Consider the following 25,296-nt stretch of genomic DNA (forward strand, 5'->3'; position numbering starts at 1 on the left):
CGTGTATAACATGACGGTGGACGAGTTCCATACGTATTTTGTGAGTGACCTGGGGATCTGGGTGCATAATACGAATGCAGGAGATTGCATTCTCAGTAGTGTTGCACCTGATGCATACGATGGTTACTATGTTCGAAAGGCTCAACGCACAGAAGATTATAATAACAAAACCGGAAAGTGGAAGGGAGTTCCAAAGACCGCACTACCAAATGGGCCCTATCGAACAGACAAAGAAGCAGAAGCAGCGGCAAACATGTTAGGCTTCGAAAAAGTCAACGCAGGCAGAGCAAAAGCAGCCGTTTTTTATTCAAAGGAAAAAGGTGTGTATATTACTAGAGATATTCCACGTCAAAGTACCGGGACTACAGATAACGGTGGGGTTTGGAAAATGGCGGATAGTATACCGGGATTGATGAGTAGAGAAACACGCTCAGGAACATACAACAAAAATCTTATGAGAATAGGAGATTAACATGTATTACTGGCAAGTGAGAAAATATCCTCCCCTCGTTAAAGGGGAGGATATCAAACCAAAGTCACAGACATGGACTTCGATTGTGGATATTGGAAAAGTATATGATGGAAACAAATTCACAGAAGAAGAGTATTTAAAGGCAGAAAATAAGTACGTAGAATCAGTGAAATTATTCATGAATAATTTGGATATTAAAGATTTAGAAATGATGCTGTTAGGAAAAATAAGTGAACCCTTATTTTTGGAACATACCAAAAGATACCCCAAGTGTTATTCGGATGATTTAATTCACTTTTTTTACACAATAAAAGAGGATATCATCTTGTCTGGTAGCGATGTTGAACATGCTATACGTCTTTCGCTTAGAGAGGATATATCCTCACAGTTGAGAAGAGAGAACCTTTTTTTTGTGAATTGCACTTACGATTTATATATGGATATAGGTAGTGAGAAAAAAGAGGAGAACCTCATAAAAAAAATAGAGGAATTAGGCCTTTACGCGGACTTATGGACTTATGAGTATCAAGATAATCTTTGGGATCAAGTCAATGACTGAACAGGTAGAGTAAGTTTTATCCGAATGTTCCAACGATAGATTGTAATTTTAAACCTTGATCGGCTTCATGCCTTTCAAGGTTTCTTTTTTTGAAAACAACCCAAAAACCGCGACCGCGCCCTTCCCAGGCGCACATCGCGGCAATCTAAGCCTGACGGCATAACCCGTCAGGCTCTTACTCTCAAGTCTTACACATGCTCGAACATCCGCTCCAGCGCCGCTTTGGCGTCTTCCGCAATCGCTTCGGGGACTTTGATGATGCCGGTGGCTTCGCCGCGGTCAATGCATTCCAGGGACCAGAGCAGGTGCGGAAGATCGATCCGGTTCATGGTCAGGCACGGGCAGAGATCCGGATTGAGCGATACGATTTGTTGGTCCGGATGCTGGGCCGCCAGGCGGCGGACCAGATTCATCTCGGTACCCACCGCCCACTTGGTGCCGGCCGGCGCTTGGTGGATCCGGTCGATGATGTATTTGGTGGAACCCGCATCGTCGGCCGCGACCACGACGTCATGCGTACATTCGGGATGTACGATGACGCGGATATCGGGGTCGCGGCGTTTCATGTCCGCGATCTGCGCGGTGGTGAATTTCTCGTGGACCGAGCAGTGGCCTTTCCACAGGATGATCCGGATCTGCTCCGGGTTCTTGTCGGTGAGCAGGCGCTGCGCATAAGGGTCCCATACGGCCATCTCTTCCAGCGGAATTCCAAGCTGATAAGCGGTATTGCGTCCCAGATGCTGATCCGGCAGGAACAAGATGCGTTTGCGCTGCTTCAATGCCCATTCGATGACTTGGCGGGCATTGGACGAAGTGACGGTCGCGCCGCCGCGGCGTCCGACGAATGCTTTGATCTCGGCGGTCGAGTTGACGTAGGTCAGCGGAAGGATCGTATCGCCGACTTGTTCGGTCAGCAGGCGCCAGGCCTCTTCGGTCTGAACGATATTCGCCATGTCCGCCATCGAACATCCGGCCCGCTGGTCGGGCAGGATCACGTGTTGGTGTTCCTGGGTCAGAATGTCGCAGGTCTCGGCCATAAAATGCACGCCGCAGAACACGATATGACGGGCTTTGGTATTCAGGGAAGCCAGCCGGGCGAGCTCGAGCGAATCTCCGGTCACATCGGCAAACTGAATGACTTCGTCGCGCTGGTAATGATGCCCCGGAATGAGCAGTTCGTCGCCGTATTTCTGTTTGATCTCCCGGACCCGGCGTTCCATTTCCGCAGTGGGAATCTCGCGATACGCATCGGGCATCAGTTGGTATTGAGGCATTAATTCGTTAAAGATGGACATGAAGTCTCCTGCCTTTCCGCTTCCGGTCCGCGATCGGGATCCGGGATGATATCCATGCTGATGTCGAGGCTCGCTGCCGAGTGGGTGAGGAACCCGAGTGAAATATAATGGACGCCCGAGCCGCTGTACGTATGCAGGGTGTTCATATCGATGCCGCCGGACGCTTCCGTGATGATGGAAGGCGGCGTCATGCGGGCAAAACGGGAAACGGTATCCGGGCCGCAGTTATCGAACATGATGATATCCGCGCCGGCGTTAATTGCTTCCTGCAGCTGCGCTTCGTCTTCGATCTCGACCTCGATTTTGACCATATGTCCGTGCCGCGATCGGGCTTTGGCTACCGCGGCCGCGATCGAGCCTTCCGCCGCGATATGGTTGTCCTTGATCATGATGCCGTCGTACAGGCCGAACCGGTGATTGTAGCCGCCGCCCGCAGTGACTGCGTGTTTTTCCAGCATGCGCAGTCCGGGTGTCGTCTTGCGGGTATCGCAGATCCGAATCGACGGATCGTTCAGCGCCTCGATCGCCCGCCGGGTCGCCGTGGCAATGCCCGACATCCGCTGCAGCAGATTCAAGGCGACCCGTTCCCCGGTCAGCAGGGTCGACGGATTGCCTTCGAGCGCGGCGATCGTGTCACCGGGGGCGATAGCGTCTCCGTCGTGCTTGAGCAGGGTGACGCGGATCTCCGGATCAAGCAGGGCAAAAGCTTCGCGAATCACGTCGACGCCGGCCAGAATCCCGTGCTGCTTGGCGTGGATAATCGCCCGCTGCGGGCCGGAATCCGAGATCAGCTGCGCGCTGAGATCGCCGCTGCCGATATCCTCCATATAGAAATGTTCCAGCATTTTTCTCAAAGCGATACGCTGCATGCTCGAATTGTCCTTTCTTTTTGCAAAATGGGGGCTGACCTGTGCGTATGGGTAATCGTTCGACCCGACCACTCGGGATCGAGCCGGACCGGATAATCTTCCCGATAATGGGCGCCTCGGCTCTCCGTGCGCAGCAGGGCGGACCGGACGACGAGCCGGGCCAGCTGCCACAGACGGGCCAACTCCGCTCGTTCGCGGGTGAGGTCCGAGAGAGGCACGAAGTCGGCCGGCAGGGTCTGAAGCCAGTGCGCCAACTGTTCGAGTCCTGCGGCATGGCGCACGATCGAAGCATGCAGGCTCATCCGCCGCTGAAGTTCGGCAAGCGCGATCTGCGGAACTTCGAGCGTATCTGCCCAGCGAGCCGCGGGAGCGTTCTCCGGTATCGGAGTCGCTTCGCCTATCTGCGGCTGAACCGCATAGTCGAAGCTGTGCCGCGCCGCTCTGCGGCCGACGACCAGCGCTTCGAGCAGCGAGTTGCTGGCCAGTCGGTTCGCTCCGTGCAGGCCGGTGCAGGCCGCTTCCCCGATCGCATACAAGCCGGGAACGCCGGTGGCGCCCGAAGAATCGACCTTGATGCCGCCCATCATGAAATGCATACCGGGAACGACAGGGATACGGCCGGATTCCACCTCGATGCCCGCCTGCCGCAGAATGCCGGTAATGGTCGGAAACCGCTCGCGAAAATGTTCGCAGCCGCGAATATCCAGATAGACGTTCCGGCCGCGCTGCATCTGTTCGTGGATCGCCCGGGCCACAATATCCCGCGGCGCCAGATCGCCGAGCGGATGACGGCCTGCCATGATCGGGACGCCGTCTTCATCCCGCAGCACGCCGCCTTCTCCTCGAACTGCTTCGGAGATCAGACCGTAGGTTGTGCCATTTTTCACCAATGCGGTCGGATGAAACTGCATGAATTCCAGATCGCACAGTTCGGCTCCCGCTTCGTACGCCAGGATCAGGCCGTCTCCCGTGATGCCGGAGCTGCCGGTGTAATGGGCATACAGACTGCCGCATCCGCCGCTTGCCAGCACGACCGCGTCCGCCCGAAACTCGGTCAGTCGGCCTTCGTGCAGGGCCAGAATCCCGGTGCAGCGGCCTTCTTCGACGATAAGCTTCAACGCGGTTGCCTGTTCGATGACCGAGGCCCGTCCCGAAGTCCGGGTCAGCAGGTATTCCATCAGCACGCGGCCTGTCGCATCTCCGCCCGCATGAAAGATCCGGTGGAACGAGTGCGCCCCTTCCAGGCCGAGCCGAATCCGGTTCCGGGCATCGCGATCAAAAGGAAAACCGTCCTGCGCCAACTGCCCGATCAGGCGGCTGCCTTCGGACAGAAGCTCTGCGGCGAGAGCGGAATCGCTATGACCGTCTCCGGCCGTCAGCGTATCCTGCACATGCGAATCGACCGAGTCTTCCGGCAAACGGACAGCGGCGATGCCGCCCTGGGCGAACATGGAGTTGCCGCCCCGGACCGAATCTTTGGTCAGAAGCTGTACCCGGCAGCCTGCGGGCAGCGCGTCGATCAGCGAGAGGGCTGCCGCTCCGGCTCCGACAACCAGTACGGATGGCTTGGACAAAGTCGATCCCCTCACTTCCGTAGGATGTTTACAAGTTTAATTACAGGTGTATTGACACCTATATTTACATAAACATAAACTAAACTCAAGTCCATTTTCATAAATCGCTGGATTTATGCCGGAAAAGAGGTTTGGAATGATTTATTTGGATTACGCGGCGTCTTCGCCTCTGTGCGAGGAAGCTTTACAAACATTAATGACCATGAGCCGGGATGTGTATGCGAACGCAAGCAGCCTGCATGACGGGGGAGGGCGCGCTTCTCATATCGTGGAACGGAGCCGGGAATTCGTGGCCGGATTGATCGGTGGGCACCCGGGCGGCCTGTTCTTCACGGGCGGCGGCACGGAGTCGAATATCCTGGCGATTCAGTCGTTGGCGGGCGCGCTTCCGCCGGGCCGCCGACATATTCTGATCTCCGCCCTGGAACATCATTCGGTCAAGCTCGCGGCTGCCGGGCTTGTCCCGCTCGGATACGAGGTCGAGGTGATTGCGCCGGACGCGTCGGGACGGATCGGACCGCAGCAGATCGAGCCGCTGCTTCGGCCCGATACCGGTCTGGTCTCGGTGCAGCATGCCAACTCGGAAACGGGACTTATCCAGGATCTGCCTGTCATCGGCGCGTTTCTGCATGAGCGGGGCATCCTGCTGCATACCGATGCCGTGCAGTCTTTCGGGAAAATCGGTTTCTCCGTCGGGGAACTCGGCGTCGATGCCCTGTCTGTCTCGGCCCACAAAGTGCAGGGACCCAAAGGCGTCGGTGCGGTCTATATCCGCCCAGGCGTTCCGTTTGCCCCGCTGTATCCGGGGACGCTGCATGAGAGCGGCTTCCGGCCGGGCACGGTCAATGTGCCGGGCATTGCCGCTTTTGCCGCCGCCGCGGTCTACACATGCGGGCAGCGCGAAGAGCGGACGGAGCAGTATCGCCGGCTGAGGCAGCATCTGAAGCAGCAGTTCCAGGCCTGCGGCCTGTCCGCCTACCTGGTGGTTGACCGGCTGCCGGGAGGAGAAGCGAATGTGCTGCCCCATATCGCGGGCTGTGCCGGCTTGGGATACGAAGGGCAGTATGTTATGCTGGAATGCAATCGAAAAGGCATCTGCATCTCGACAGGGAGCGCCTGTTCTTCGGGGCATCACACCGTTCCGGATACGCTGGTCTCGCTGGGATTGTCGGAAGGGGAAGGCCATTCGTTTTTCCGGATTTCATTCGGCCCCGATACGACGACGCAGCATCTGGACCTTCTGGTGCAGACCCTGCACGAACTGGAGCAAACCAAAAAAGAAGGGAGTTTCTTGTGAATTCCTATGGAAGAAATCAAATTGACGGGCGAACAGCGGCGTGAGAAGCTGCTGGAATGGCTCAAAGCGTCTTCTCCGCTGACCGGAAGCGAGCTGGCCCGGAGAGCTTCCGTCTCCAGGCAGGTCATTGTTCAGGACGTGACGCTGCTCAAAGCCCGCAATCATGCGATTCTGGCGACCAGTCAGGGATACGTGTATCTGAAGCCAAGCGACGAGCCGAACGTCCGGCGAATCGTAGCCTGCAGACATGACCGCTCGCGCACGGAAGAAGAACTGCTGCTGCTCGTGGATTACGGGGTCAGCGTCGACGACGTGATCATCGAGCATCCGGTATACGGCGAATTGACGGCGCTGATCCGGGTCGGCACGCGAAGCGAAGTGTATGAATTTATCGAAAAAATCACTTCAACGGGAGCGTCCTATTTGTCGGAATTGACGGACGGCGTTCATCTGCATACGATCTCCGCACCCGATACGGGCCGGATCGACAAAGCATGCGAAGCCTTGAGAAAAGCGGGATTTTTGATCGAGGACTGAGCATGGAGAAAGGCAAGTACCTTGTCAACCCTAAAGGTAAGGTTACGCTCCCCGGAGATTTCGTACCTGAAGCGTGTACGAAGTCTCCGACGGAATTGTTATTTCAGGAAAACGTAAACCTCTCATTAAGAGTTGAAAGGGTACTAGATCCGACAAGAATCCAATCGGCGATTGCGGCCCGTAAGCCCGAGCGGCAGCCGACCCAAGACCCCTATTCTTCGTATGAAGAACAGGGGTTTTTCAATAGGCGCGGAGCCGTATATGATCAATAGGGAAGTCCGGTTTGCTCAAAGAAGGACGGTGGAAAATGACTGGCGGGTTTATTGTAGGGATGATCGTGATCAATACGGCATTTTGGCTGGTCTGCTGCCTGGGGACAGCCCATGCGGTTCGGTTCCTGCCCAAGTCCTGGTATGAGGGGAATGATTGGTTCTTCGCGGAACGTTCTTTTGAGAAAAAAGTTTACAAAAAAATCCGGCTCGACCGGTGGAAAGACCGGCTTCCGGAAGGCGGAGGCTTGTGGAAATTTCAAAAAAGAAATCTCAATGAAGAACTCAATGTAGCGTATGCGGATAAATTCATTTTGGAAACGAAGTATGGGGAAGTCGGACATTTGGCTATGGCGATCCTGGGCTTTGCCTGCATAGCGGTGAATCCGGGCGATTATGTGGGGATGGCTCTCCTGTGTGCGATAGTCAATCTGATCGTCCAGATCCCGTTTTGCCTGATTCAGAGGTACAACCGACCGCGGCTGGTTCGTTTGAGAGCGCGCTTAGAGTATAAAAGTAGGCAATGAACACTTCTTCAAACCGGCGGGATGAGCTGCGGATACGACAACGAAAGCAAGCGGAATTCTATCACGGTAAACGGCGCGACGACGAAGCGGATCGCCGTCCTGCATCAGGCAGTTGCCCTGATTCCGGGTATCAGCCGTTCGGTAGCCACAATCATAACGAGATAGCAAAACGTCGCACTACCGGGGAAGGTGGATTAATTCTGCAGCCTTCTCCATAAGGTCTATACGGAAATACTGTGGTAAAATAAAGGATATAGATAGCAACCAAAAACAGGCTTAAGATATAAAGTAAACATACCAAGGAGACCTGTCGGTCGTATATCAATCGCTTCCGATATTTTTTCCTGGAGAGACTAAACTTTGTATCACAATCATAATTGGGAGGTAAGATGAATGAAGAAAGTGACAATGGCTTTAACCGGAATCTTATGTTTAGGGTTAGTGGGCAGCTCGGCAACCGCTTTGGCTCAAAAGGTGACGTTACAAACAGATCGATGGAGAGTGGCCGCAATTGGAGAGGAAACCCAAACAAGTTTGCAAATCAAAAATTCGGCACAAAAAGCCACAAAGAAAGAATATTTGAAAAAATTAGAGGCTCTTGATGAAAAGGTGCAGTCTATGCGAAATGCGGCTTCCACCCGATCAATGGCCGATCAACGGGCCGATGCTGAAAAAAGCAATAAATTGTGGGACAATATGTTAAACGAAATATACGGAACACTTAAAAAAACAGCTGCCGCCGGATCAATTTAATAAGTTGAAAAAAGAACAACGCAGCTGGATCAAATTCCGGGACAAAGATGCACTGAGAGGCGTGGATTTGGAGAATGGAACAAGCAGCGACGCGCTTCAATACGAATTTAATTTACAGTATCTCACGAAAGATCGCTGCTATGTACTGGTCAAAAAATATATGAAATAACGGAAACATCGTATTTAATATTGACGTCATTAGCGGCTTCGTCGCCTGCGTACATCCTACAGAATAAGCCGATCAACGAAAAAATGTTGCTCGGATAGTGAGGTTGATACGAAAATTAAATACGGAAAAAGACCTCGACCTTTACGCAAAGTAAAGGTCGAGGTCTTTTTAACTAAATTTATCTCTTGAACTTATCTCTTGAACTTATCTCTTGAACTTATCTCTACTCGAAAGATTACGACAACCGCGAACTGTAATCCTCGAACTTGAACTCGCGGATCACCTTGATCCCTTCCTCGTCGCTGTACGAAGCGATCGAAGGCAGGTTCACGCCGTTGAACATATGGTTCTTGACCATGGTGTAATGCGCCATGTCGCCGAAGACCAGCTTGTCGCCGATTTCGAGCGGACGGTCGAACGAGTAGTCGCCGATCACGTCGCCGGCAAGACACGTCATGCCGCCCAGACGGTACGTGATCGCTTTCTCGCCCGGCATGCCCGCGCCCGCGATACTCGGACGGTAAGGCATCGCCAGCACGTCCGGCATATGGCACTCGGCCGACGTATCGAGAATGGCGATATCCATGCCGTTCTTCATCGTGTCGAGTACGGTCGCGACCAGGTAGCCGGTGTTCAGCGCGATCGCTTCGCCCGGCTCCAGGTACACCTGTACGTCGTATTTGTCGCGCGCGAATTCGATGCAGCGGATCAGGCGCTCGACGTCGTAGTCGGGACGCGTGATATGGTGGCCGCCGCCGAAGTTCAGCCATTTCATCTTGGAGATAACATGGCCGAATTTCTCGTCAACGACTTTGAGCGTGTTCTCCAGCGTGTCGGAGTTCTGCTCGCACATCGTGTGGAAATGCAGGCCGTCGATGCCTTCCAGATCGCTCTCGTCGAAGTTCTCCAGCGTAATGCCCATGCGGGAGTACGGCGAGCACGGATCGTACAGCGGCACTTCAAGCTCCGAATATTCCGGGTTGATGCGCAGGCCCACTTCGATCTTGCGGCCCGGGTAGTTCAGGACTTTGTCTTTGAACTTGCGCCATTGGGCGAACGAGTTGAACACGATGTGATCGGTATAGCTCAGCAGTTCGTCGAACTCGCGATCGACGTAAGCCGGCGCATACACATGCACTTCTTTGCCCATTTTCTCGTAGCCGAGACGCGCTTCGAACAGCGAGCTGGACGTGACGCCCGCCAGGTACTTGCCGACCAGGGGATACTCCGCGAACATGGAGAATCCTTTCTGGGCGAGCAGGATCTTGGCGCCGGTACGTGCCTGCACGGAGCCGAGCAGTTCAAGGTTCTTGGTCAGCAGACGCTCGTCCACGACGTAGCAGGGAGAAGGAACGGCGCTGAAATCGATATCTGTCATGATGTTTTCTTAAGCCCCTTTTAGTCCAGCAGCGTCGGCGAGAAATCCTCGACCCACGGCAGGCCCTGTTTGTTCAGTTCTTCCATGAACGGGTCCGGATCGAACTCTTCCACGTTGTAGACGCCCGGTTTTTTCCAGAGGCCTTTGAGGACCATCATGGCACCGATCATCGCCGGTACGCCGGTTGTGTAGGAGATCGCCTGGGAACCCACTTCGCGGTAGCATTCTTCGTGATCGCATACGTTGTAGACGTAGTACGTTTTCGGCTCGCCGTTTTTGGTGCCCTGGAAAATGCAGCCGATGTTCGTTTTGCCTTTCGTGCGCGGTCCGAGCGAAGCCGGGTCCGGCAGAACGGCTTTCAGGAACTGAAGCGGCGCGATTTTTTGGCCTTCGAAGTCGATCGGTTCGATCGAAGTCATGCCCACGTTCTCGAGTACCTTCAGGTGGTTCAGGTAGTTTTGCGAGAACGTCATCCAGAAGCGGATCTTTTTGAGGCCCGGCATATTCTCGGCGAGCGACTCCAGCTCTTCATGATAGAGGAGGTAGATGTCTTTCGGTCCGATTTCCGGCAGGTCGTAGACTTTTTTCTCCGTCAGAGGTTCGGTCTCGATCCATTCGCCGTTTTCCCAGTAGCGGCCTTTGGCCGTGATCTCGCGGATATTGATCTCCGGGTTGAAGTTGGTCGCGAACGGATAGCCGTGATCGCCGGCGTTGGCGTCCACGATATCGATCTGGTGAATCTCGTCGAAGTAGTGCTTCAGCGCGTAAGCGCTGAATACGCCGGTTACGCCCGGGTCGAAGCCGCTGCCGAGAACCGCCGTAAGGCCGGCTTTCTCGAACTTCTCGCGGTACGCCCACTGCCATTTATATTCGAATTTCGGATTGTCGAGCGGCTCGTAGTTGGCGGTGTCCAGGTAATGAACGCCGGTCTCCAGGCACGCATCCATGATGGTCAGATCCTGATAAGGGAGCGCCACGTTGATTACGATATCCGGCCCGAAGCTTTTGATCAGCTCCACGACTTCTTCCGTACGGTCGGCGTCGACCTGTGCAACGGAAATCTTCGTGCGTCCTCCGTCCAACTTGGTCTTCAAAGCTTCGCACTTCGACAGCGTGCGACTCGCGATACAAATTTCCTCAAATACGTCAGGATTCTGGACACACTTATGCACGACAACGCTTGCTACGCCGCCGGCACCGATAATCAATGCTTTTCCCAAAATCAAGTCCCCCCTTAGTCCGTTTGAAAAGATAGTATTCCGTTTGTTTCGACCTTCAAGAAATAAACGCTGGTTAAAAAATCAACAAGAAGGATTATACAAATAATATCGCAAAAACACAAGAAAAACACGAAAAAAACGGCTTTTTACGGAATCAACCCGGGATTTTAACATAGTTTTTACAGTAATCCTCCGTAATCCGGCTTATTCCTCCGTTTTGTCCATGCAGCAGGCCATTTCGAAGCCGTATCGGAGCGCAGCGGGCCCTCAGGAGCGGAAAGGGCGTTTCTTCTCTTTATTAACCGGATGCGCCGGGCGGCAACCTGCCGGACAACGCAAGCCGAAGCCGGCCGATCCGAGCGACGCCTGCGATTCCACCGGAATTCGGCCTTGCCGCGCGAAGCGCCCGGCTGTCTCTCAGCGCAGCGAACGCTGCTGGCGATACTGCTTGGGCGGCAGGCCGTGATGTTTCTTGAACGCTTTGGAGAACGAAAACAGATCCGGATAACCGACCGAATGGGCGATTTCCGACAGCGAGTAGGAGGTCTGTTCCAGCAGCATCCGGGCTTCGTCGAGCTTGAGCCGCTGCATATGGCGAACCGGCGTAATGCCGTAGCATTCGTGGAATTTTTTGCTGAAATGGGTCCGTCCGACGCCCGCATGCCGGGCAACTTCCTCTATGGTGATGCCGTCCGCGTAATGAATCTCCATATAATCGAGCCCGCGCTGAAGCCAGGAGACGGCGCTCGGCTCGCTGCCTTCGGGAGCGGCGCCCCGTTCGAGCGAAGCGAAGATCCGGTAGAACGCCGACAAGCGGTCGAGATCGGACGCTTCCGCTGCGCCGGCGCCCGCCGTTTTTTCCAGAAAAGCAATCATGTCCGCCGCGGCCTGCTCCGCGTGCAGTGCCCGCAGATGGGGACGCTGGGGCGTCAGGCCGACGCGGCGGAGCAGTTCCAGCGCCATTTTGCCGTCGAAAGCGAGGAAGATCTTGCGCAGCGGGGCAGCCGGTTCGGTCCAGTATTCATGCGTCACCTGCGGGAACAGACAGTACAGATCGCCCGCCGCGAGCGGATAGGTCCGTCCGTTCTGGACAAAAGTGCCGCGCCCGCCTAGTACCAGCAGCAGATAATAGTAAGCGGTCGTGCGCGGCCCGATATGGTAGTCCGGCTTGGCCAGGTTCGATCCGAGGCGGATCGGCCAGGCGGGGCCGGACTTTTCGTACTCGGACGGAGTGAAGAAGTGGATGCGCAAATATTCATTGGGGTCTTCTTTCGTATAATCGGCATCGATCGGCACGGGAAATCTCCTTTCGCTGGACTGCCCTTAAAGCAGCCTGCACGCAAAATGACAAAAAGCATGAACGGCGAAATGACATTTACTATTCCCTGAGGGATTGCTATCATTCTATCAAAAGTAATCCAACTTGTTTAGTTGGAATATGATATCTCGAATTTTAAATACAAAAATCCAAATTAAACGCTTGGAAGGCGGAGCGGAAAGGACGGAATCGAAGATGGCAAACGGAGAAAAAGAAACGCGCGGGATCGAGTTCGGCTGGTTTCTTCCTACGGCGGGAGACGGCAAATACGTAGGCGTGGAACCGGAACGTCCGGCGACGCTTCAGTATCTGACGGAGGTGGCGCAGACGGCCGAGGCGGCCGGGTTCGAATTTGTACTCATCCCGACCGGCGGCGCCTGCCTGGACGCCTGGGTCGTCGGTTCGGCCGTGATGGCCCGCACGACGGCGCTGCGTCCGCTTGTGGCGGTACGGCCGGGCCTGACCGCGCCTGTCCTGTCGGCGCGCATGGGGGCGGCGCTGGATCAGCTGTCCGGGGGACGCGCGATGATCAACGTCGTTACCGGCAGTTCCGTCCAGGATCTTGAAGAACTGGGCGATCCGCTGGCCCATTCGCACGACGAGCGCTACGAGCGGGCCGACGAGTATCTGCAGGTCATGCGGCAGACCTGGGCCAATGGCGACAAGCCGCAGGCTTCGGAGTTCGTATCGGGTAAGGCTGCTTCGGATCGTTCCGCACAAGCTGCGGGGGCTGCGGCAAGCGTTCGTCCGTCATCCGATTCGGCGGCAAACGAACCGTTCCGCGGCAAGCATTACACGTTCGACCGCCTGTCCAGCTCGCCGCGTACCGTGCAGGATCCGCATCCGCCCTTCTATCTCGGCGGCAGTTCGCCGGCGGCCAAACGGGTCGCGATTAAGCACGCGGATACGTTCTTGATGTGGGGCGAACCGCATGCCTGGATCGAAGAGCAGATCGCGGAGATCGAGAGTCTGCGGCAGCAGTACGAAGAGGAGAGCGGGGAACCGCGCGAGCTGCGCTACGGACTGCGGGCACAGGTGCTCGTCCGGGACACGGAAGAAGAAGCCTGGGCCGCGGCCTGGGACATTATCAGCAAAGTGTCCCCGGAAGCGATCGAGAAAGCGGAACGCGAATTCGCCGCTACCGACGCGACCAACCAGCGGCGCCAGAACGAACTGCGCGAGCTGTCCAAAGCGGACCGCTTCGTGGCGGGACCGAATCTGTGGACGGGACTGTCGGTTGTACGTTCCGGCGGCGCGATCCTGATCGTCGGCACGGCCGACCAGGTCTCGCAGCGCCTGATCGAATATGCCGAACTCGGCGTCTCCACGTTTATCCTGTCCGGTTATCCGCATCTGGAAGAAGCCGAAATCTTCGGCCGCGAAGCACTGCCGCTGTTCAAACAAAAATGGGCCGACATTCATAAGGAGGTTGTACGATGACGGGAAAATCCGGGAAAAAGCTTCGATACTTATTGGCATCCGGCGCGCTTGCGCTGACGGCGGTATTGTCCGCGTGCGGAGGCGGCGGATCGGGCGGGGCCTCTTCGGACGGCAGCGTCACCCTCAACTTCCTGCACTGGCGGGGCGAAGACGTGAAAGCGCTGGATGCGCTGATCGGCAAGTTCGAAACGGCCAATCCCAAGATCAAGGTGGAGATGCAGACGCTGCCTTCGGATCAGTATCAATCGACGGCGCAGGCGAAACTGTCGGACGGCTCGGTCGGCGACGTATTCGCTTCGTTCCCGGGCGCCCAGTTCGACGCGTTGGCCAAAGCCGGCGTATTCGCGGACCTGAGCGGCTCCGCGTTCCTGGACAACTTCAACGCCGATCTGATCGAAGCCGGGCAGCAGGAAGGCAAGCAGCTTGCCGTGCCGTATCAGCTTGTCTACAATGATCCGATTTACAACGTGAAGCTGTTCGAGAAATACGGCCTCACGCCGCCCAAGGATTGGGAAGGCTTCCTGGCGCTGTGCCAGACGCTCAAGGACAACGGCATTATTCCGATCGCGTTCGCCGGCGCCGATATCGGCCCGGGGCAGTTCATGAACACGATGGTGATGAACAACGAACCGAGCGACGATATTTTCACCAAGGTCGAAGCGGGCGAAGCGAAGCTGACCGACGAATGGTGGGTCAAGACGCTGACGCAGATCAAGGAACTGAACGACAAAGGCTACTTCCAACCCGATGCACTCGGTACGAAGGACGCCGCAGCCGGAGCGCTGTTCATTCAGGAAAAAGCGGGCATGCTCGCAAGCGGCTCGTACCAGCTCGCGCAGAACGCCGCGCAAAATCCGGAACTTGAACAGGCGCTGCTCGCGCCGATCACGGTAAGCGAGAGCGAAGCCAAATACGAAGGCGTGCACACGAGCACGTTCATGCTGGCGGTCAACAGCAAATCGAAGCATCCCGAGGAAGCCAAGAAATTCCTCGATTATCTGAGCCAGCCGGAAGCGGCCGGCGAATATGCCAACGCGACCGGACAGAACGTAACGGTCGACGGCGTCTCTTACGACAGTCCCGAACTGAAGATTGCCGAAGCGTGGACCGGGAAGAAGACGCTGTTCCAGCCGCGCTTCACGATCAAGAACGGCGACAACCAGAAAGCCGTCACGAATTCCATCCAGGCCGTTCTTGGAGGGTCCACGCCGGAGGAAGCGGCGCGGGAAGCCCAGGCGGTCATCGACCAGAACCTGAGCAAGTCCTAGGCCGGGGCGGAATCCGCGGATGAAAAATAACCGATTGAAGCACAAGCGTGTCCTGTGGCTGTTCCTGCTGCCGGGCACGCTGCTGTATCTCTTCCTGTTCGCGTATCCGACGCTGTCGGGCCTGTTCTATTCGTTCACCGACTGGGACAGCGTCTCGCCTTCCTACAACATGGTCGGGCTCGACAACTACAAAGACAGCTTCGACAGTCTCGTCTTCCGCAAAACGCTGCTGAACAACGTGAAGTTCATGCTCAGCGTGGTGATCGTGCAGACGGTCGTCTCGCTGGTGCTGGCGCTTCTGCTGTCCCGCAACACGAGAACGCGCGTCTTCCTGCGCGCGCTGTATTTCCTGCCGGCGATCCTGTCGTCGGTCTCGGTCGGCCTGATCTGGTCGTTCGTCTACGATCCGACGATCGGCATGCTGAACCTGGGTCTGCGCGGAGCCGGTCTGGACGGCCTGGCGCAGAACTGGATCGGCGACCGCAGGATCGCCCTGTACGCCATCGCGGCGGTGCAGGTGTGGGCGCATGCCGGCCAGATGATGATCGTGTTCATCGCCGGCTTGCAGGCGATTCCGGGCGAGCTGTACGAGTCGGCGCGTATCGACGGCGGCAGCCGCTTCCAGCTGTTTCGCAAAATCACCTGGCCGCTGCTCGCGCCGTCGTCCGCGATCGTAATCGCCTATACGACGATCCAATCGTTCAAAGCGTTCGACCTGATCTTCGTCATGACCGACGGCGGTCCGAACAACGCCACCGAAATCTTGTCGACGTACATCTACCATACCGCCTTCGGCAACTACGAGTTCGGGCTCGCTTCGGCCGGCTCCATGATCTTCCTCGTCGTGCTGGCGATTCTGACGTATCTGCAGTTCAAAGCGCTGCGGACCGACCGGGCTTTCTAAGGAGGGGAACCTATGGCTTTCAAATGGCTCGGGCGGCTGATGCTGCTGCTGTACGCGGCGATCATCGCCGCGCCGCTGTATTTCGTGCTGATCTCGGCGTTCAAGCCGACGACGGCTTTCTTCGCCGATCCGCTCGGCTGGCCGCAGCCGCTGACGCTCGAAAATTTCCGCGCGCTGTTCGAGCAGCAGCCGATGCTGCGCTATTTCGGCAACAGCGCGCTTGTCACGCTCGGCACGGTAGCGCTCGACCTGCTGCTCGGCAGCCTGATCGCCTATGCGATCGTGCGCTTCGGCGGCCGGATCGGCGCGTTCTTTTTCGCGCTCTATGCCGCCGGCCTGATCGTGCCGACGCAGGTGAACATGCTGCCGCTGTACGCGCTCGTGCGCAAGCTCGGCTGGTCGGACCATCTGCTCGGCCTGGTGGTCGTGTCAGTGGCGCTGTTCCTGCCGCTGACGGTGTTCATGCTGACCGGCTTCATGCGCTCGCTGAGCCGCGAAGTGCTGGAAGCCGGCAGTATCGACGGCGCCGGCGAATGGCGGCTGTTCGCGCGCATCGCGATTCCGCTGTCCGCGCCCGCGCTGTCGGCCTGTGCGACGTTCCTATTCGTCATGTCGTGGAACGATCTGCTCATGCCGCTGCTGCTGATCAACGGCAATTCCAAGCTCACGCTGCCGCTTGCGCTCATGCAGTTCCGCGGCGAATACGTGACGAATTACACGACGCTGCTCGCCGGCGTGATCTTGTCGGCGGCGCCGATGCTGGTGCTGTTCTTGTTCCTGCAGCGGTATTTCATTGCCGGAATGACGGCGGGAGCGATCAAAGGCTGACGAAGCGGGAGCCGCTTCGAAAGACGCTTGATAGAGAGAACGTGGAGACTACCGGAGAATGTGAAAAGAAAAGACTGTTCCCAAACCGATATCGGTTTGGGAACAGTCTTTTTTCGCGGCTCGACTTCAAGGTCGGCGGCTTCGTATAATAGAAGAAAACGTATGGGTGCGGATGATGGGATCTGCGGCTTGGCGGGAGTTGGAGAGGAGCCTGAAGGTTTGTTTATTCGCATTGTCATTTCTTTGCTCGTGTACCACGGGTTTCTTTTGTATATCGGTTGGAATCTATGGAAAGGGATCAAGGCGTTCCGACCGGACGTTCGGCGGAGGTGGCTGGTCGTCTTGTCCGTCGGGCTGCTGATTGCGGCCTGGTCGATGTTCTTCCGGTTCGCGTTCAGCGAATACGCCTGGGCACACTGGGCGGCGGGCATTTGGCTGATCTTCGCCTATCTGATGGTGTTTGTCCTGCCGCTGACGAACTTGACGGTTGTGCTGCTCCGAATCTTCACCCGGACCGACCGGCGCAAACTGACTCGCTTCGTGTCGACTGCGGCGCTGGCCTTGACGGTGCTGCTGGGCGCGTTCGGCGTTTTCAGCGCCTACAGCCCGGTCGTGCTCGCGTACGACGTGAAGATCGCGAAGCCGTCGCTGGACGGGCGGAAGTCGATGAAGATCGTCATGGCGGCGGATATGCACTTCGGCGCGCTGTCGGGACCGTCGCATGCCAAGCGTATGGTGCGTCTGATCAACGAACAATCGCCGGATCTGGTCCTGTTTCCTGGCGATCTGGTCGACGACGATATTGTCCAGTACGTCAAACAGGGGATTCCCGGGATTCTGCGGGGGATCGAAGCTCCCGTCTACGCCTCGCTCGGCAATCACGATCGCTTGGAAGCGGGCGATACGGAGCTGATCGATACGCTGGAAGAAAGCGGGATGACTCTCATGTACGACGAGGTGATCTCGGAGAATCTGCCGGTCACCCTGATCGGACGCAAAGACCGCACCGACCCGGTCCGCCTGTCCGTTGCGGAACTTGCGTCGCAGGCCGATCCGGCGTCGCCGCTTGTCCTGTTGGACCATCAGCCGTACGAGCTGGAGCTCGCGGCGGAAGCGGGGATCGATCTCGAAGTGTCCGGCCATACGCACCGCGGCCAGATCTTCCCGGCGAACTTGATCACGAACCGGATCTACGAGAACGATTGGGGCTATCTGCGAAAAGGAAACATGGATTCGATCGTGACGTCCGGCTACGGCTTCTGGGGACTTCCGATGCGGATGGGTACGCGGTCGGAACTTACGGTGATTAACGTGAGTTTTGAATAAAAAGAACGGGAAGCCGCCGATCCTTGGTATTCCGAGCTGCGGAAGGTTTAATGCTTTGCACGCCGCCTCAGTAAGCCCATCGTAGACGAGAAACCGAAGAATACAAACCGATCCGTTTGAACGTCAAAAACCCGGCCTCTTCCGAGAGCCGGGTTTTTGATATTTATTTTTGCCGTGCCAGGGATGCATGGGATTGGCCGATCGAACATAGCTTGAACACAGCTCGAATACAGCCGTCCGCAGCGGGAAGCAGGCCTGTTGGAATCGGCTTACTTTTTCAGCGATTCGTAAGCGTCCGCGATCTTCGCATTCTCGCCGCTGTCCTCGGTGAAGCCGGTCGCTTCGGCGATCGCGCCTTCCAGACCTTTTTCCTCGATGGAAGCTTGAAGTTCAACGGATTGTTTGTCTTCCGGGTTATTGTAATGCAGAGCGGCGGCGATACCGGTCAGCAGGTTGTCGATCGGCAGGTCGAGGCTCAGCGCCATCCGCGCCGGACCGCTCAGACGGTCGTTCGGTCCGAGCTTGCGCAGCGGTTCGCGGCCGACGCGGCTGACATCGTCGTTGAGGTACGGATTGCGGAACCGTTTCTCGATCTTGTCGATGTATTTGGCGTGTTCGGCGGCATCGAAGCCGTGTTCTTTGACCAGTGCCGCGCCGCTTTCTTCCATGGCGCCGCGCACGATCGTGCGGACGGACTCGTCTTCGATCGCTTTGTCGACCGTAGGCAGCCCTTTGAGGTAGCCCAGGTAGGCGGTGATCGCGTGGCCGGTGTTCAGGGTGTAGAGCTTGCGCTGCACGTAAGCGACCAGCGTATCGGTCAGCTTCATGCCTTCGATCGTCGGCACGCCGCCTTTGAACGCAGGCTCTTCGACGATCCATTCGAAGAACGATTCCACGCCTACGTCGAGCAGGTTGTCGCCTTTGAAAGGAGGCACGATCCGGTCGACGGAACAGTTCGGGAAGCCGACATGCTCGTCCGCGTACGCTTTGGCTTCGTCGGACAGATGCGCGTAGACCTGCTCTTTGAGATGGGAACTCGCGCCGACCATGTTCTCGCAGGCGATAATGTTGAGCGCGCCCGCGCCGGATTTGGACCGTTCTTCAAGGCCCGCTGCGATGTTGACGGCGATAAACTTAAGTACGTTCGGGCCTACGGCCGTCGTGATGATCTCGGCCTCGGCGATATGCTTGGACATGTCCGGACTGCTCGAGAGGCAGCCCGAAACGCCGGTCACCGGAATCTCGCGCTTGTCGAGATCGAGGATCTGGATGGTGTAGCCGTGTTTTTCGTTCAGTTCGTTGATCATGGCTTCGTTGACATCGGCAAATACGAGTTCGTAACCGGCTTCGACGAGGAGGGCTCCGATAAAGCCGCGTCCGATATTGCCGGCTCCGAATTGAATCGCTTTTTTGGTCATGGGTGATACCTCCGTGTAGGGGATGTGGAAAAATTTTTCCGGTGAAAAGCTCGAACACTTCAAAACACATCAAACCATTTCTTCCCAATGGAAACGGGAGGGCATTAAAAAGGAAGAGGGAAAAGGAAAGGAAGCCTGAATAAAACTCCGGATTTCCAATCCCAATCCTCAAATTCCAGTCTCCAAATCCGCAGCCGCATCCTAGAGGAAAGCTTGAATTTTAAATAGATCCGCTCTCAAAGCCGAAGCCGACAGAGGGGGTCTCTGCCGGCTTTGGACTCTAACGATAACAAAGGATAACGGTAACGATTATTCCGGCTGTACGCTCAGGGTGTTGTAAACGTCGTTGACGTCTTTGGTCTGGGCCAGACGGTGTACCGTCGATTCGTCTTCGATCGCTTCCGCGATCTTGGTCAGAATCTTCAGATGCTCGCCGCGGGCGCCGGCGATGCCGACGACCAGGTAAGCCGTACCGGCTTCGAATTCAACGCCGTTCGGATACTGGAGTACCACGATTCCGGAGTTTTCGATCTCGTTCTTGGCCGTGCCTACGCCGTGAGGGATCGCGACGCCGTTGCCGATGTAAGTCGAAGCCACGCCTTCGCGTTCGATCATGGCGTTTACGTAGCCCGGCTTCACGTATCCGGCTGCGGACAGCAGGCGTCCCGCTTCGCGGATCGCTTCTTCCTTGCTGACGCTCGGCAGGCCGAGGCGAATGTTTTCTCTGCGCAGAATGTCGGAATGCACGACTGCGGAACCCGCGCCCGGAGCCGCTTTGTCCAGCGCGTTGTCGATATCCCACTGCGCATCCGCCGTTGCCGTCGTATTGCGTTCGGCCGGCGATCCGCCTGCCTGGGAAGCTTTGAGTTCTTCGATCAGGTCTTCGTAGACCGGATTGTTGATAAAGTTGTCGATCGAAACGTGATGCGCGTTCGGAGCTTTCGCTCTGGCGCGGTCGGTCAGGTTCTGCTGTGTTACGACGATATCGGCATCTGCAGGAATGTTCTCGATCGCGGTGTTGGTCACGTTGATCGGGAGTCCGGCCGCTTTGACTTTTTTGCGGAAAGAGGTCGCGCCCATTGCGCTCGAACCCATGCCGGCGTCGCAGGCGAAGACGATCTTCTCGACTTTGCCGTTTACGCGTACGGTTGTGCCCGCACCGGCTGCCGCGGAATTCGTGCCTTTCATCGACTTCGATGCATCGCGTGCTTTGTCCAACGCTTCGTCGTCTGCCTTGTAGTTGCGCAGGAACAATGCGGATACGAGGAACGAAACGATCGTTGCGACCGCTACGCCCGCCAGTACGGCAAGGTGCCCGCCTTTAGGCGTTACAGCCATAATAGCCAGGATACTGCCTGGTGCCGCGGCACCGGACAGGCCGGCTCCCGTTGCCACGAATGTGAAGACGCCGGCCATACCGCCCAGAATTACGGACAGGATCAGAACGGGTCTCATCAGTACGTAAGGGAAGTAAATTTCGTGAATACCGCCGATGAATTGGATCACGATCGCGCCGGGTGCCGAACTCTTGATCGAACCTTTGGCGAATACCCAGTAAGCGAGAAGGACACCGAGACCCGGACCCGGGTTCGTTTCGAGCAGATAGTATACGGATTTACCAAGCGACGCTACCTGATCGGTACCGAGCGGAGTGAAAATTCCGTGGTTCAGCGCATTGTTCAGGAAGAGGATCTTCGCAGGCTCTACGAACAGCGAGACAAGCGGCAGAAGTCCCCAGTCTACGATTTGCTGTACGCCCGATTCGAGCACGCTTGTGAAAGCTTCGAACAGCGGGCCTACGCCATAATAGCCGCCGATTGCCAAAGCCGCACCGAGAATGCCGGCGGAGAAGTTGTTGATCAGCATTTCGAAGCCGGCCGGTATCTTGCCTTCGACCGCACGGTCAAACTGTTTGATGACCCAACCGGCGAAAGGACCCATGGCCATCGCGCCGAGGAACATCGGCGTATCCGGGGCACCGACGATAACACCCATTACGGCAATGGCGCCAAGCACGCCGCCGCGGTGATCGGCCACCATTTTACCGCCGCTGTAAGCGATCAGGAGCGGCAGCAGATAAGTAATCATCGGACCTACAAGCGAGCCCAAATCTTCGTTCGGCCACCATCCCGTCGGGATAAAGAGGGCCGTAATCAGGCCCCAGGCGATAAACGCGCCGATATTCGGCATGACCATCGCGCTCAGGAAACGACCGAATTTCTGGACGCCCTGTCTTGCGCCGCCCGATTTTGCAGGCGTCGATACGCTGCTCATAATTGTTCAACCTCCAATGTGTATTGTTCGATTTTTCTTGCATACAGTTCTCTCATCATGTCCGCGATCTCGCTGCGGAGCTGTTCCGGCTCGGCCGAAGCGAGCCGGGCGGCGAAGCCGGGTTTGTCGATCAGCGACTTGCTGATCTCGCCGGCCGCCTGGAGATAGGACTTGCCGCTGGCTTTCGGTGCAAGCAGCAGAAGGGCCGCTTTGAGCCGGATCGGTTTGTCTTCCGATTCGGCGGCGATGCCTTCCGGAAAGCGGAAGATGCCGAGCGTCAGTCTGCCGATCACTTCGGAGCGGCAGTGCAGCAGGATCAAGCCGTCCTGCGACAGTACGGTCTCGCCAAGCCGCTCGCGCTCGTGCAGTTCGCGCTCGAGCATATCCGCGTCGGCGGCGCTGCCTGTAAAGCGTTCCGAGATGGCGGCGATCAGCTCGCCGATCGTCCGGGATGCAAAGCCGTCCGCGATATCGATATGTTTCATCAGATCGAGAATGCCTTCGAGCGTCTGGCGGTGTTCTTCGAGCGTACCGACCAGATCGTGCCGGAGATTGTGCCGCGGCTTCTTCTTGACGAAGCGGCGCTGGCCGTCGTTCACGAAGCGCCGAATGGTCTCGACATCGTGAAAAGACAGCAGCACGGATACGCGCACGACGGGAATGTCGGTCTCGACATCGACCGTCGAGAGGATAAAGTCGGCTTCGTCGTTCTCCGCCGCTTCCGAAGCGGAAGCCAGACCGATCAGGTTAAAGGAAGGGAATTCCTTGCGTACCCGGGCCATCAGCAGTCCCGAAGTGCCCATGCCGCTTGCGCAGGCAATCAGCACTTTGGGAGAAGGACGTTCTGCGCGGGCGTATTCGCTCATGGCTCCGAGATGCATGGCGATGTAGCCCACTTCCGAATCCGGCACGCTGCGTTCGACATAGTCGGCGAGAAGCTTCGAACATTTGGCGGCAATCGCGAAGACGTCTTCGTACTGCTCGCGAATCTGACGGAGCAGCGGATTGCGGATATCCAGTCCCAACCTGAGCCGTTCGACGGCCGGGCCGAGATGGTGGACGAATCCGGCAAACAGTTTGCTGCTCCCTTTGAGTTCGTAACCGAACTCCGCTTCCGCCGCTTTGAGCATGTTGCGGGCGAGCCGGACCAGATCGAAGCTGACATAATCGTAGTAATTGTCGCGGTCGCTGCCCGGACGCGTCTCCGCGCCCTTCAGGTGCATCGTGATATAGCCCACTTCGTCTTCGGGAATTTCGATCTCCAGCATTTCTTCCAGGCGGCCCGCCAACCTTCGCGCTTTCTCGAATTCGGGGAGTCCCCGGAGGCCTTCGAGAATACGCGCTTCGATGACGATCCGCTGGCCGGAACGGATCCGCTGAATCGCCAGCGCCAGATGAACCGCCAAGCCGATGTAGGCGCTGTCAGTCAGCTTCAGCTCAAGACTGTGTTCCAGTTCTTCGACCATGCGCTGAAGCTGTTCGGCCGCGCCTTCGTCGATCAGGTTCAGCAGCCGGCTGCGGATATGGGAGCGGACTCTCGCCGGATCGGCCGCGGAATCGGCCGGCGATCCGCTCAGCAGTCCGGCGACCTGGTCTTCGGTGACGCTTTCGTAGACGAGTTGGATCAGGGCGGAGCGGATAGCGTTTTCGCTGCCTTCGACATACACGCCGTACCCCGGCTTGCGGATCAGGCGCAGGCCGAACGGTTCCAGCCAATGTTCCGCACGATCCAGATCGGCGCTCAGCGTACTTTCGGTAACTTTGAATTGTGAGGCAAAACTGTACGATTTGACAGGCTCGGCCGCGAGCAGCAGCTCGCTGACCAGGAAGTAATGCCGTTCGTCCTTGCTGTAATCCCTGGCCGGGCCTGCCGCGCTCAGTTCTTCTATAAGTGCGTCGAGCTGCGGCTGCGCGGCTTCCAACTTGACCCCGGCTCCCGGTTTGCGGATCAGGACGGCGCCTCTTTCCGAGAGCCATTGTTCCACGCCGGGAAGTTCGCGTTTGACCGTTCTTTCGCTGACGTCCAATTCATCCGACAGATCCCGTACCGTAACGAATCCTTCCCGTGAAGCGAGAAGACGCTTCAGGATCGGCAGCAGTCGCCCGGTCGGTTTGTCCACGCGGATTCCTCCTTTTTCAACCCCTCATTTTTGAAAACGGTATCATTTACCCCGGAACAGGGAGTAGACGAATCGCCGCAATCTCTACTGCAGTCTGCAAGAGCTCGTCTTCTAATCAAATTTTAAGCACCCCGCTTCGGATTGGCAAAGGAAAGATGCCGGAATTTGTCCCGAATCAACCAGTGACAAAGCCGAATAACGGCAGGCTTTCCTTTATCGGACAAAAGAATTTCAATCCATTATTACTCCACCCGGAAGCTACTCAATCAGTTTTCGGATGTAAACGTTCAAGTATTTTCATGTCTTCATTTAGCCTATTAAAATAGGATATAGGCTAAGTGGGTAAATATGGATATTAAACAAGGGGAGTCCGATTGCACGTCGTTTTGCGCGCAGGGTACACTGGATTCAGAAGGACGGACGCGAAGAACGCGCCGCTTCGATACGAGAGTATCGGGGCGGCTTTTTTGCGTGTTTTTTCAAAATGGAAAGGGGAGAAGCTCATGACGGCCGATTTCGAAGGAAGTTATGAACGATGGATGAGGGAGCAGCTGGCACAAGAGGAAAGCATTCGTCGGCGTGAACGGCTGAAAGACGGGTTGGGACACGGGACGATCGAATTTCTGCGGCGGATCTGGTTCCCGGCAGTGGGTAATCCGGGCGATCTCTATGCGGAATGGGAGGTGCGCGATTACCACGGCGGCTATCGGTATATCGATCTGGCCTACCGTCCAGGCGGCGCCAAAGGAGCTGTCGAAATCCAGGGTTACGGTTCGCATGCCCGCGATTTGGATACAAGGCGCTTCAAAGATTTGTGCTGGCGCCACAGCCTGCTTGGGCTAGGCGGTTGGACACTGCTGCTTGTGGCTTATCTGTCGATCCGAGATGAGCCGGAACGCTGCCGGCAGTTGGTACTGGCTTTTGTCGGTCGATTTCTGTCATTCGATCCGGTGTCGGACGGGTTGAATTGGCTGGAAGAAGAAACGTTGAGGTATGCCCGCAGGCTGCTTGCTCCGTTCAGCGCGGGAGAACTGGCCGCCCATCTTCGGGTGACGGATCGGCATGCTCGTGTGATCCTGCATGGACTGGCTGCGTGCAACCGCCTTACGGTCACTAACGACAAGCAGCGCTACCGGACTTACCGGTTGGCGGAATGGACCTTCGACGGCGATCCGGACGCTGTCCGGGGAGCGGCAGCAGACGGAAGCGCTCCCGACAAACGGACCCCCCGAGGCGGTGAGAAAGCAGGAGTGGAGAAAGCGAGGCCCAAACCGGCAAAACCAGCAAAACGAGCAAAACGAGCAAAACCAAGCGACTCCGGCAGCGCGAAGAATTCTAAAGGATCCAGGAGACGCTTAGAAGGAAATTCGGCTTGAATTCGGCGGAAAACGAACACCTGAAGACGGCTAAAGGACATACGATCCGTTAAAAATCGGGAAGAGGTGGATTTCTGGTTCTAACGGACATACAATCCGTTAGCC

The 25,296-nt window shown here is 56.7% G+C and carries 22 protein-coding genes; 13 read left to right on the forward strand and 9 right to left on the reverse strand.

Annotated features, from left to right (window positions below; all coding sequences use genetic code 11):
• Positions 1–472, forward strand: a 472-nt coding sequence (locus HOP44_RS19010) for a toxin C-terminal domain-containing protein (RefSeq protein WP_216667660.1), incomplete at its 5' end; no start/stop codon positions are given.
• A 1-nt stretch (position 473) separates the two neighbouring features.
• Complete coding sequence (locus HOP44_RS19015) at positions 474–1,031, forward strand: hypothetical protein (RefSeq protein WP_172256325.1); 558 nt, start codon at positions 474–476, stop codon at positions 1,029–1,031.
• Between the two features lie 188 nt (positions 1,032–1,219).
• On the opposite strand, the gene nadA is transcribed toward HOP44_RS19015, so the two are convergent.
• Genes nadA through nadB form a run of 3 tightly spaced genes read right to left on the reverse strand, consistent with a single transcriptional unit; the run spans position 1,220 to position 4,769 of the window.
• Entirely contained in the window at positions 1,220–2,326 is a 1,107-nt protein-coding gene (gene nadA / locus HOP44_RS19020; protein WP_172256327.1) for a quinolinate synthase NadA, read from the reverse strand.
• Positions 2,305–3,195 carry a carboxylating nicotinate-nucleotide diphosphorylase gene (gene nadC, locus HOP44_RS19025; RefSeq protein WP_172256329.1) on the reverse strand — a complete coding sequence of 297 codons (891 nt, stop codon included), beginning with the start codon at positions 3,193–3,195 and terminating at the stop codon, positions 2,305–2,307. The genes nadA and nadC overlap by 22 nt, the downstream gene beginning before the upstream one ends.
• Positions 3,177–4,769 carry an L-aspartate oxidase gene (gene nadB, locus HOP44_RS19030; protein ID WP_172256331.1) on the reverse strand — a complete coding sequence of 531 codons (1,593 nt, stop codon included), beginning with the start codon at positions 4,767–4,769 and terminating at the stop codon, positions 3,177–3,179. Before nadB ends, nadC begins: the two co-directional genes overlap by 19 nt.
• A gap of 136 nt (positions 4,770–4,905) precedes the next feature.
• Here nadB and HOP44_RS19035 point away from each other — a divergent pair, with 136 nt between their 5' ends.
• The 5 genes from HOP44_RS19035 (at position 4,906) to HOP44_RS23315 (ending at position 8,321) form a co-directional block, all read left to right on the forward strand.
• A complete protein-coding gene (locus HOP44_RS19035) occupies positions 4,906–6,066 on the forward strand; it encodes an IscS subfamily cysteine desulfurase (protein ID WP_172256333.1) in 1,161 nt (386 codons plus the stop codon).
• A 6-nt stretch (positions 6,067–6,072) separates the two neighbouring features.
• A complete protein-coding gene (locus HOP44_RS19040; RefSeq protein WP_172256335.1) occupies positions 6,073–6,603 on the forward strand; it encodes a transcription repressor NadR in 531 nt (176 codons plus the stop codon).
• A gap of 307 nt (positions 6,604–6,910) precedes the next feature.
• A complete protein-coding gene (locus HOP44_RS19045; RefSeq protein ID WP_172256337.1) occupies positions 6,911–7,399 on the forward strand; it encodes a glycosyl-4,4'-diaponeurosporenoate acyltransferase CrtO family protein in 489 nt (162 codons plus the stop codon).
• Between the two features lie 393 nt (positions 7,400–7,792).
• A complete protein-coding gene (locus HOP44_RS19050) occupies positions 7,793–8,152 on the forward strand; it encodes a hypothetical protein (protein WP_172256339.1) in 360 nt (119 codons plus the stop codon).
• 4 nt (positions 8,153–8,156) lie between these two features.
• Positions 8,157–8,321, forward strand: coding sequence for a lysozyme inhibitor LprI family protein (locus tag HOP44_RS23315; protein ID WP_219915569.1), 165 nt, complete (start codon positions 8,157–8,159; stop codon positions 8,319–8,321).
• Positions 8,322–8,556: 235 nt separating this feature from the next.
• Here the strand turns inward: HOP44_RS23315 and nspC are convergent, their stop codons facing one another.
• From nspC to HOP44_RS19070, 3 genes are all read right to left on the reverse strand, one after another.
• Positions 8,557–9,699: a carboxynorspermidine decarboxylase gene (nspC, locus tag HOP44_RS19060; protein WP_172256341.1), complete on the reverse strand. Its 1,143-nt coding sequence runs from the start codon at positions 9,697–9,699 to the stop codon at positions 8,557–8,559.
• A gap of 20 nt (positions 9,700–9,719) precedes the next feature.
• The gene (locus HOP44_RS19065) at positions 9,720–10,919 is read right to left on the reverse strand and encodes a saccharopine dehydrogenase family protein (RefSeq protein ID WP_141448243.1); all 1,200 of its coding nucleotides are present in this window, start codon (positions 10,917–10,919) and stop codon (positions 9,720–9,722) included.
• A gap of 417 nt (positions 10,920–11,336) precedes the next feature.
• Positions 11,337–12,215, reverse strand: coding sequence for a helix-turn-helix domain-containing protein (locus HOP44_RS19070; RefSeq protein ID WP_172256343.1), 879 nt, complete (start codon positions 12,213–12,215; stop codon positions 11,337–11,339).
• A 217-nt stretch (positions 12,216–12,432) separates the two neighbouring features.
• On the opposite strand from HOP44_RS19070, the gene HOP44_RS19075 reads away from it, so the two are divergent.
• The 5 genes from HOP44_RS19075 (at position 12,433) to HOP44_RS19095 (ending at position 18,003) form a co-directional block, all read left to right on the forward strand.
• Positions 12,433–13,677, forward strand: coding sequence for an LLM class flavin-dependent oxidoreductase (locus tag HOP44_RS19075; RefSeq protein WP_172256345.1), 1,245 nt, complete (start codon positions 12,433–12,435; stop codon positions 13,675–13,677).
• Positions 13,674–14,945, forward strand: coding sequence for an ABC transporter substrate-binding protein (locus HOP44_RS19080; protein WP_172256347.1), 1,272 nt, complete (start codon positions 13,674–13,676; stop codon positions 14,943–14,945). Before HOP44_RS19075 ends, HOP44_RS19080 begins: the two co-directional genes overlap by 4 nt.
• A 19-nt stretch (positions 14,946–14,964) precedes the next feature.
• Positions 14,965–15,849 (forward strand): carbohydrate ABC transporter permease, encoded by an 885-nt coding sequence (locus tag HOP44_RS19085; RefSeq protein ID WP_246369942.1) that lies wholly within the window; start codon positions 14,965–14,967, stop codon positions 15,847–15,849.
• Between the two features lie 12 nt (positions 15,850–15,861).
• A complete protein-coding gene (locus HOP44_RS19090; RefSeq protein ID WP_172256349.1) occupies positions 15,862–16,677 on the forward strand; it encodes a carbohydrate ABC transporter permease in 816 nt (271 codons plus the stop codon).
• A gap of 219 nt (positions 16,678–16,896) precedes the next feature.
• On the forward strand, positions 16,897–18,003 hold the full coding sequence (locus HOP44_RS19095) for a metallophosphoesterase (protein WP_172256351.1): 1,107 nt from the start codon (positions 16,897–16,899) through the stop codon (positions 18,001–18,003).
• Between the two features lie 269 nt (positions 18,004–18,272).
• Here HOP44_RS19095 and HOP44_RS19100 read toward each other — a convergent pair whose 3' ends face one another.
• From HOP44_RS19100 to HOP44_RS19110, 3 genes are all read right to left on the reverse strand, one after another.
• On the reverse strand, positions 18,273–19,421 hold the full coding sequence (locus tag HOP44_RS19100; protein WP_172256352.1) for a mannitol-1-phosphate 5-dehydrogenase: 1,149 nt from the start codon (positions 19,419–19,421) through the stop codon (positions 18,273–18,275).
• 309 nt (positions 19,422–19,730) lie between these two features.
• Complete coding sequence (locus HOP44_RS19105) at positions 19,731–21,695, reverse strand: PTS mannitol transporter subunit IICBA (protein ID WP_172256354.1); 1,965 nt, start codon at positions 21,693–21,695, stop codon at positions 19,731–19,733.
• On the reverse strand, positions 21,692–23,815 hold the full coding sequence (locus HOP44_RS19110; protein WP_172256356.1) for a PRD domain-containing protein: 2,124 nt from the start codon (positions 23,813–23,815) through the stop codon (positions 21,692–21,694). The genes HOP44_RS19105 and HOP44_RS19110 overlap by 4 nt, the downstream gene beginning before the upstream one ends.
• Before the next feature lie 503 nt (positions 23,816–24,318).
• Here HOP44_RS19110 and HOP44_RS19115 point away from each other — a divergent pair.
• Positions 24,319–25,191 carry a transcriptional regulator gene (locus tag HOP44_RS19115; RefSeq protein WP_343059966.1) on the forward strand — a complete coding sequence of 291 codons (873 nt, stop codon included), beginning with the start codon at positions 24,319–24,321 and terminating at the stop codon, positions 25,189–25,191.
• The last annotated feature ends 105 nt before the right edge of the window (positions 25,192–25,296 follow it).

This window comes from Saccharibacillus deserti (genome assembly GCF_013618475.1).
Taxonomy (GTDB): Bacteria; Bacillota; Bacilli; order Paenibacillales; family Paenibacillaceae; genus Saccharibacillus; species Saccharibacillus deserti.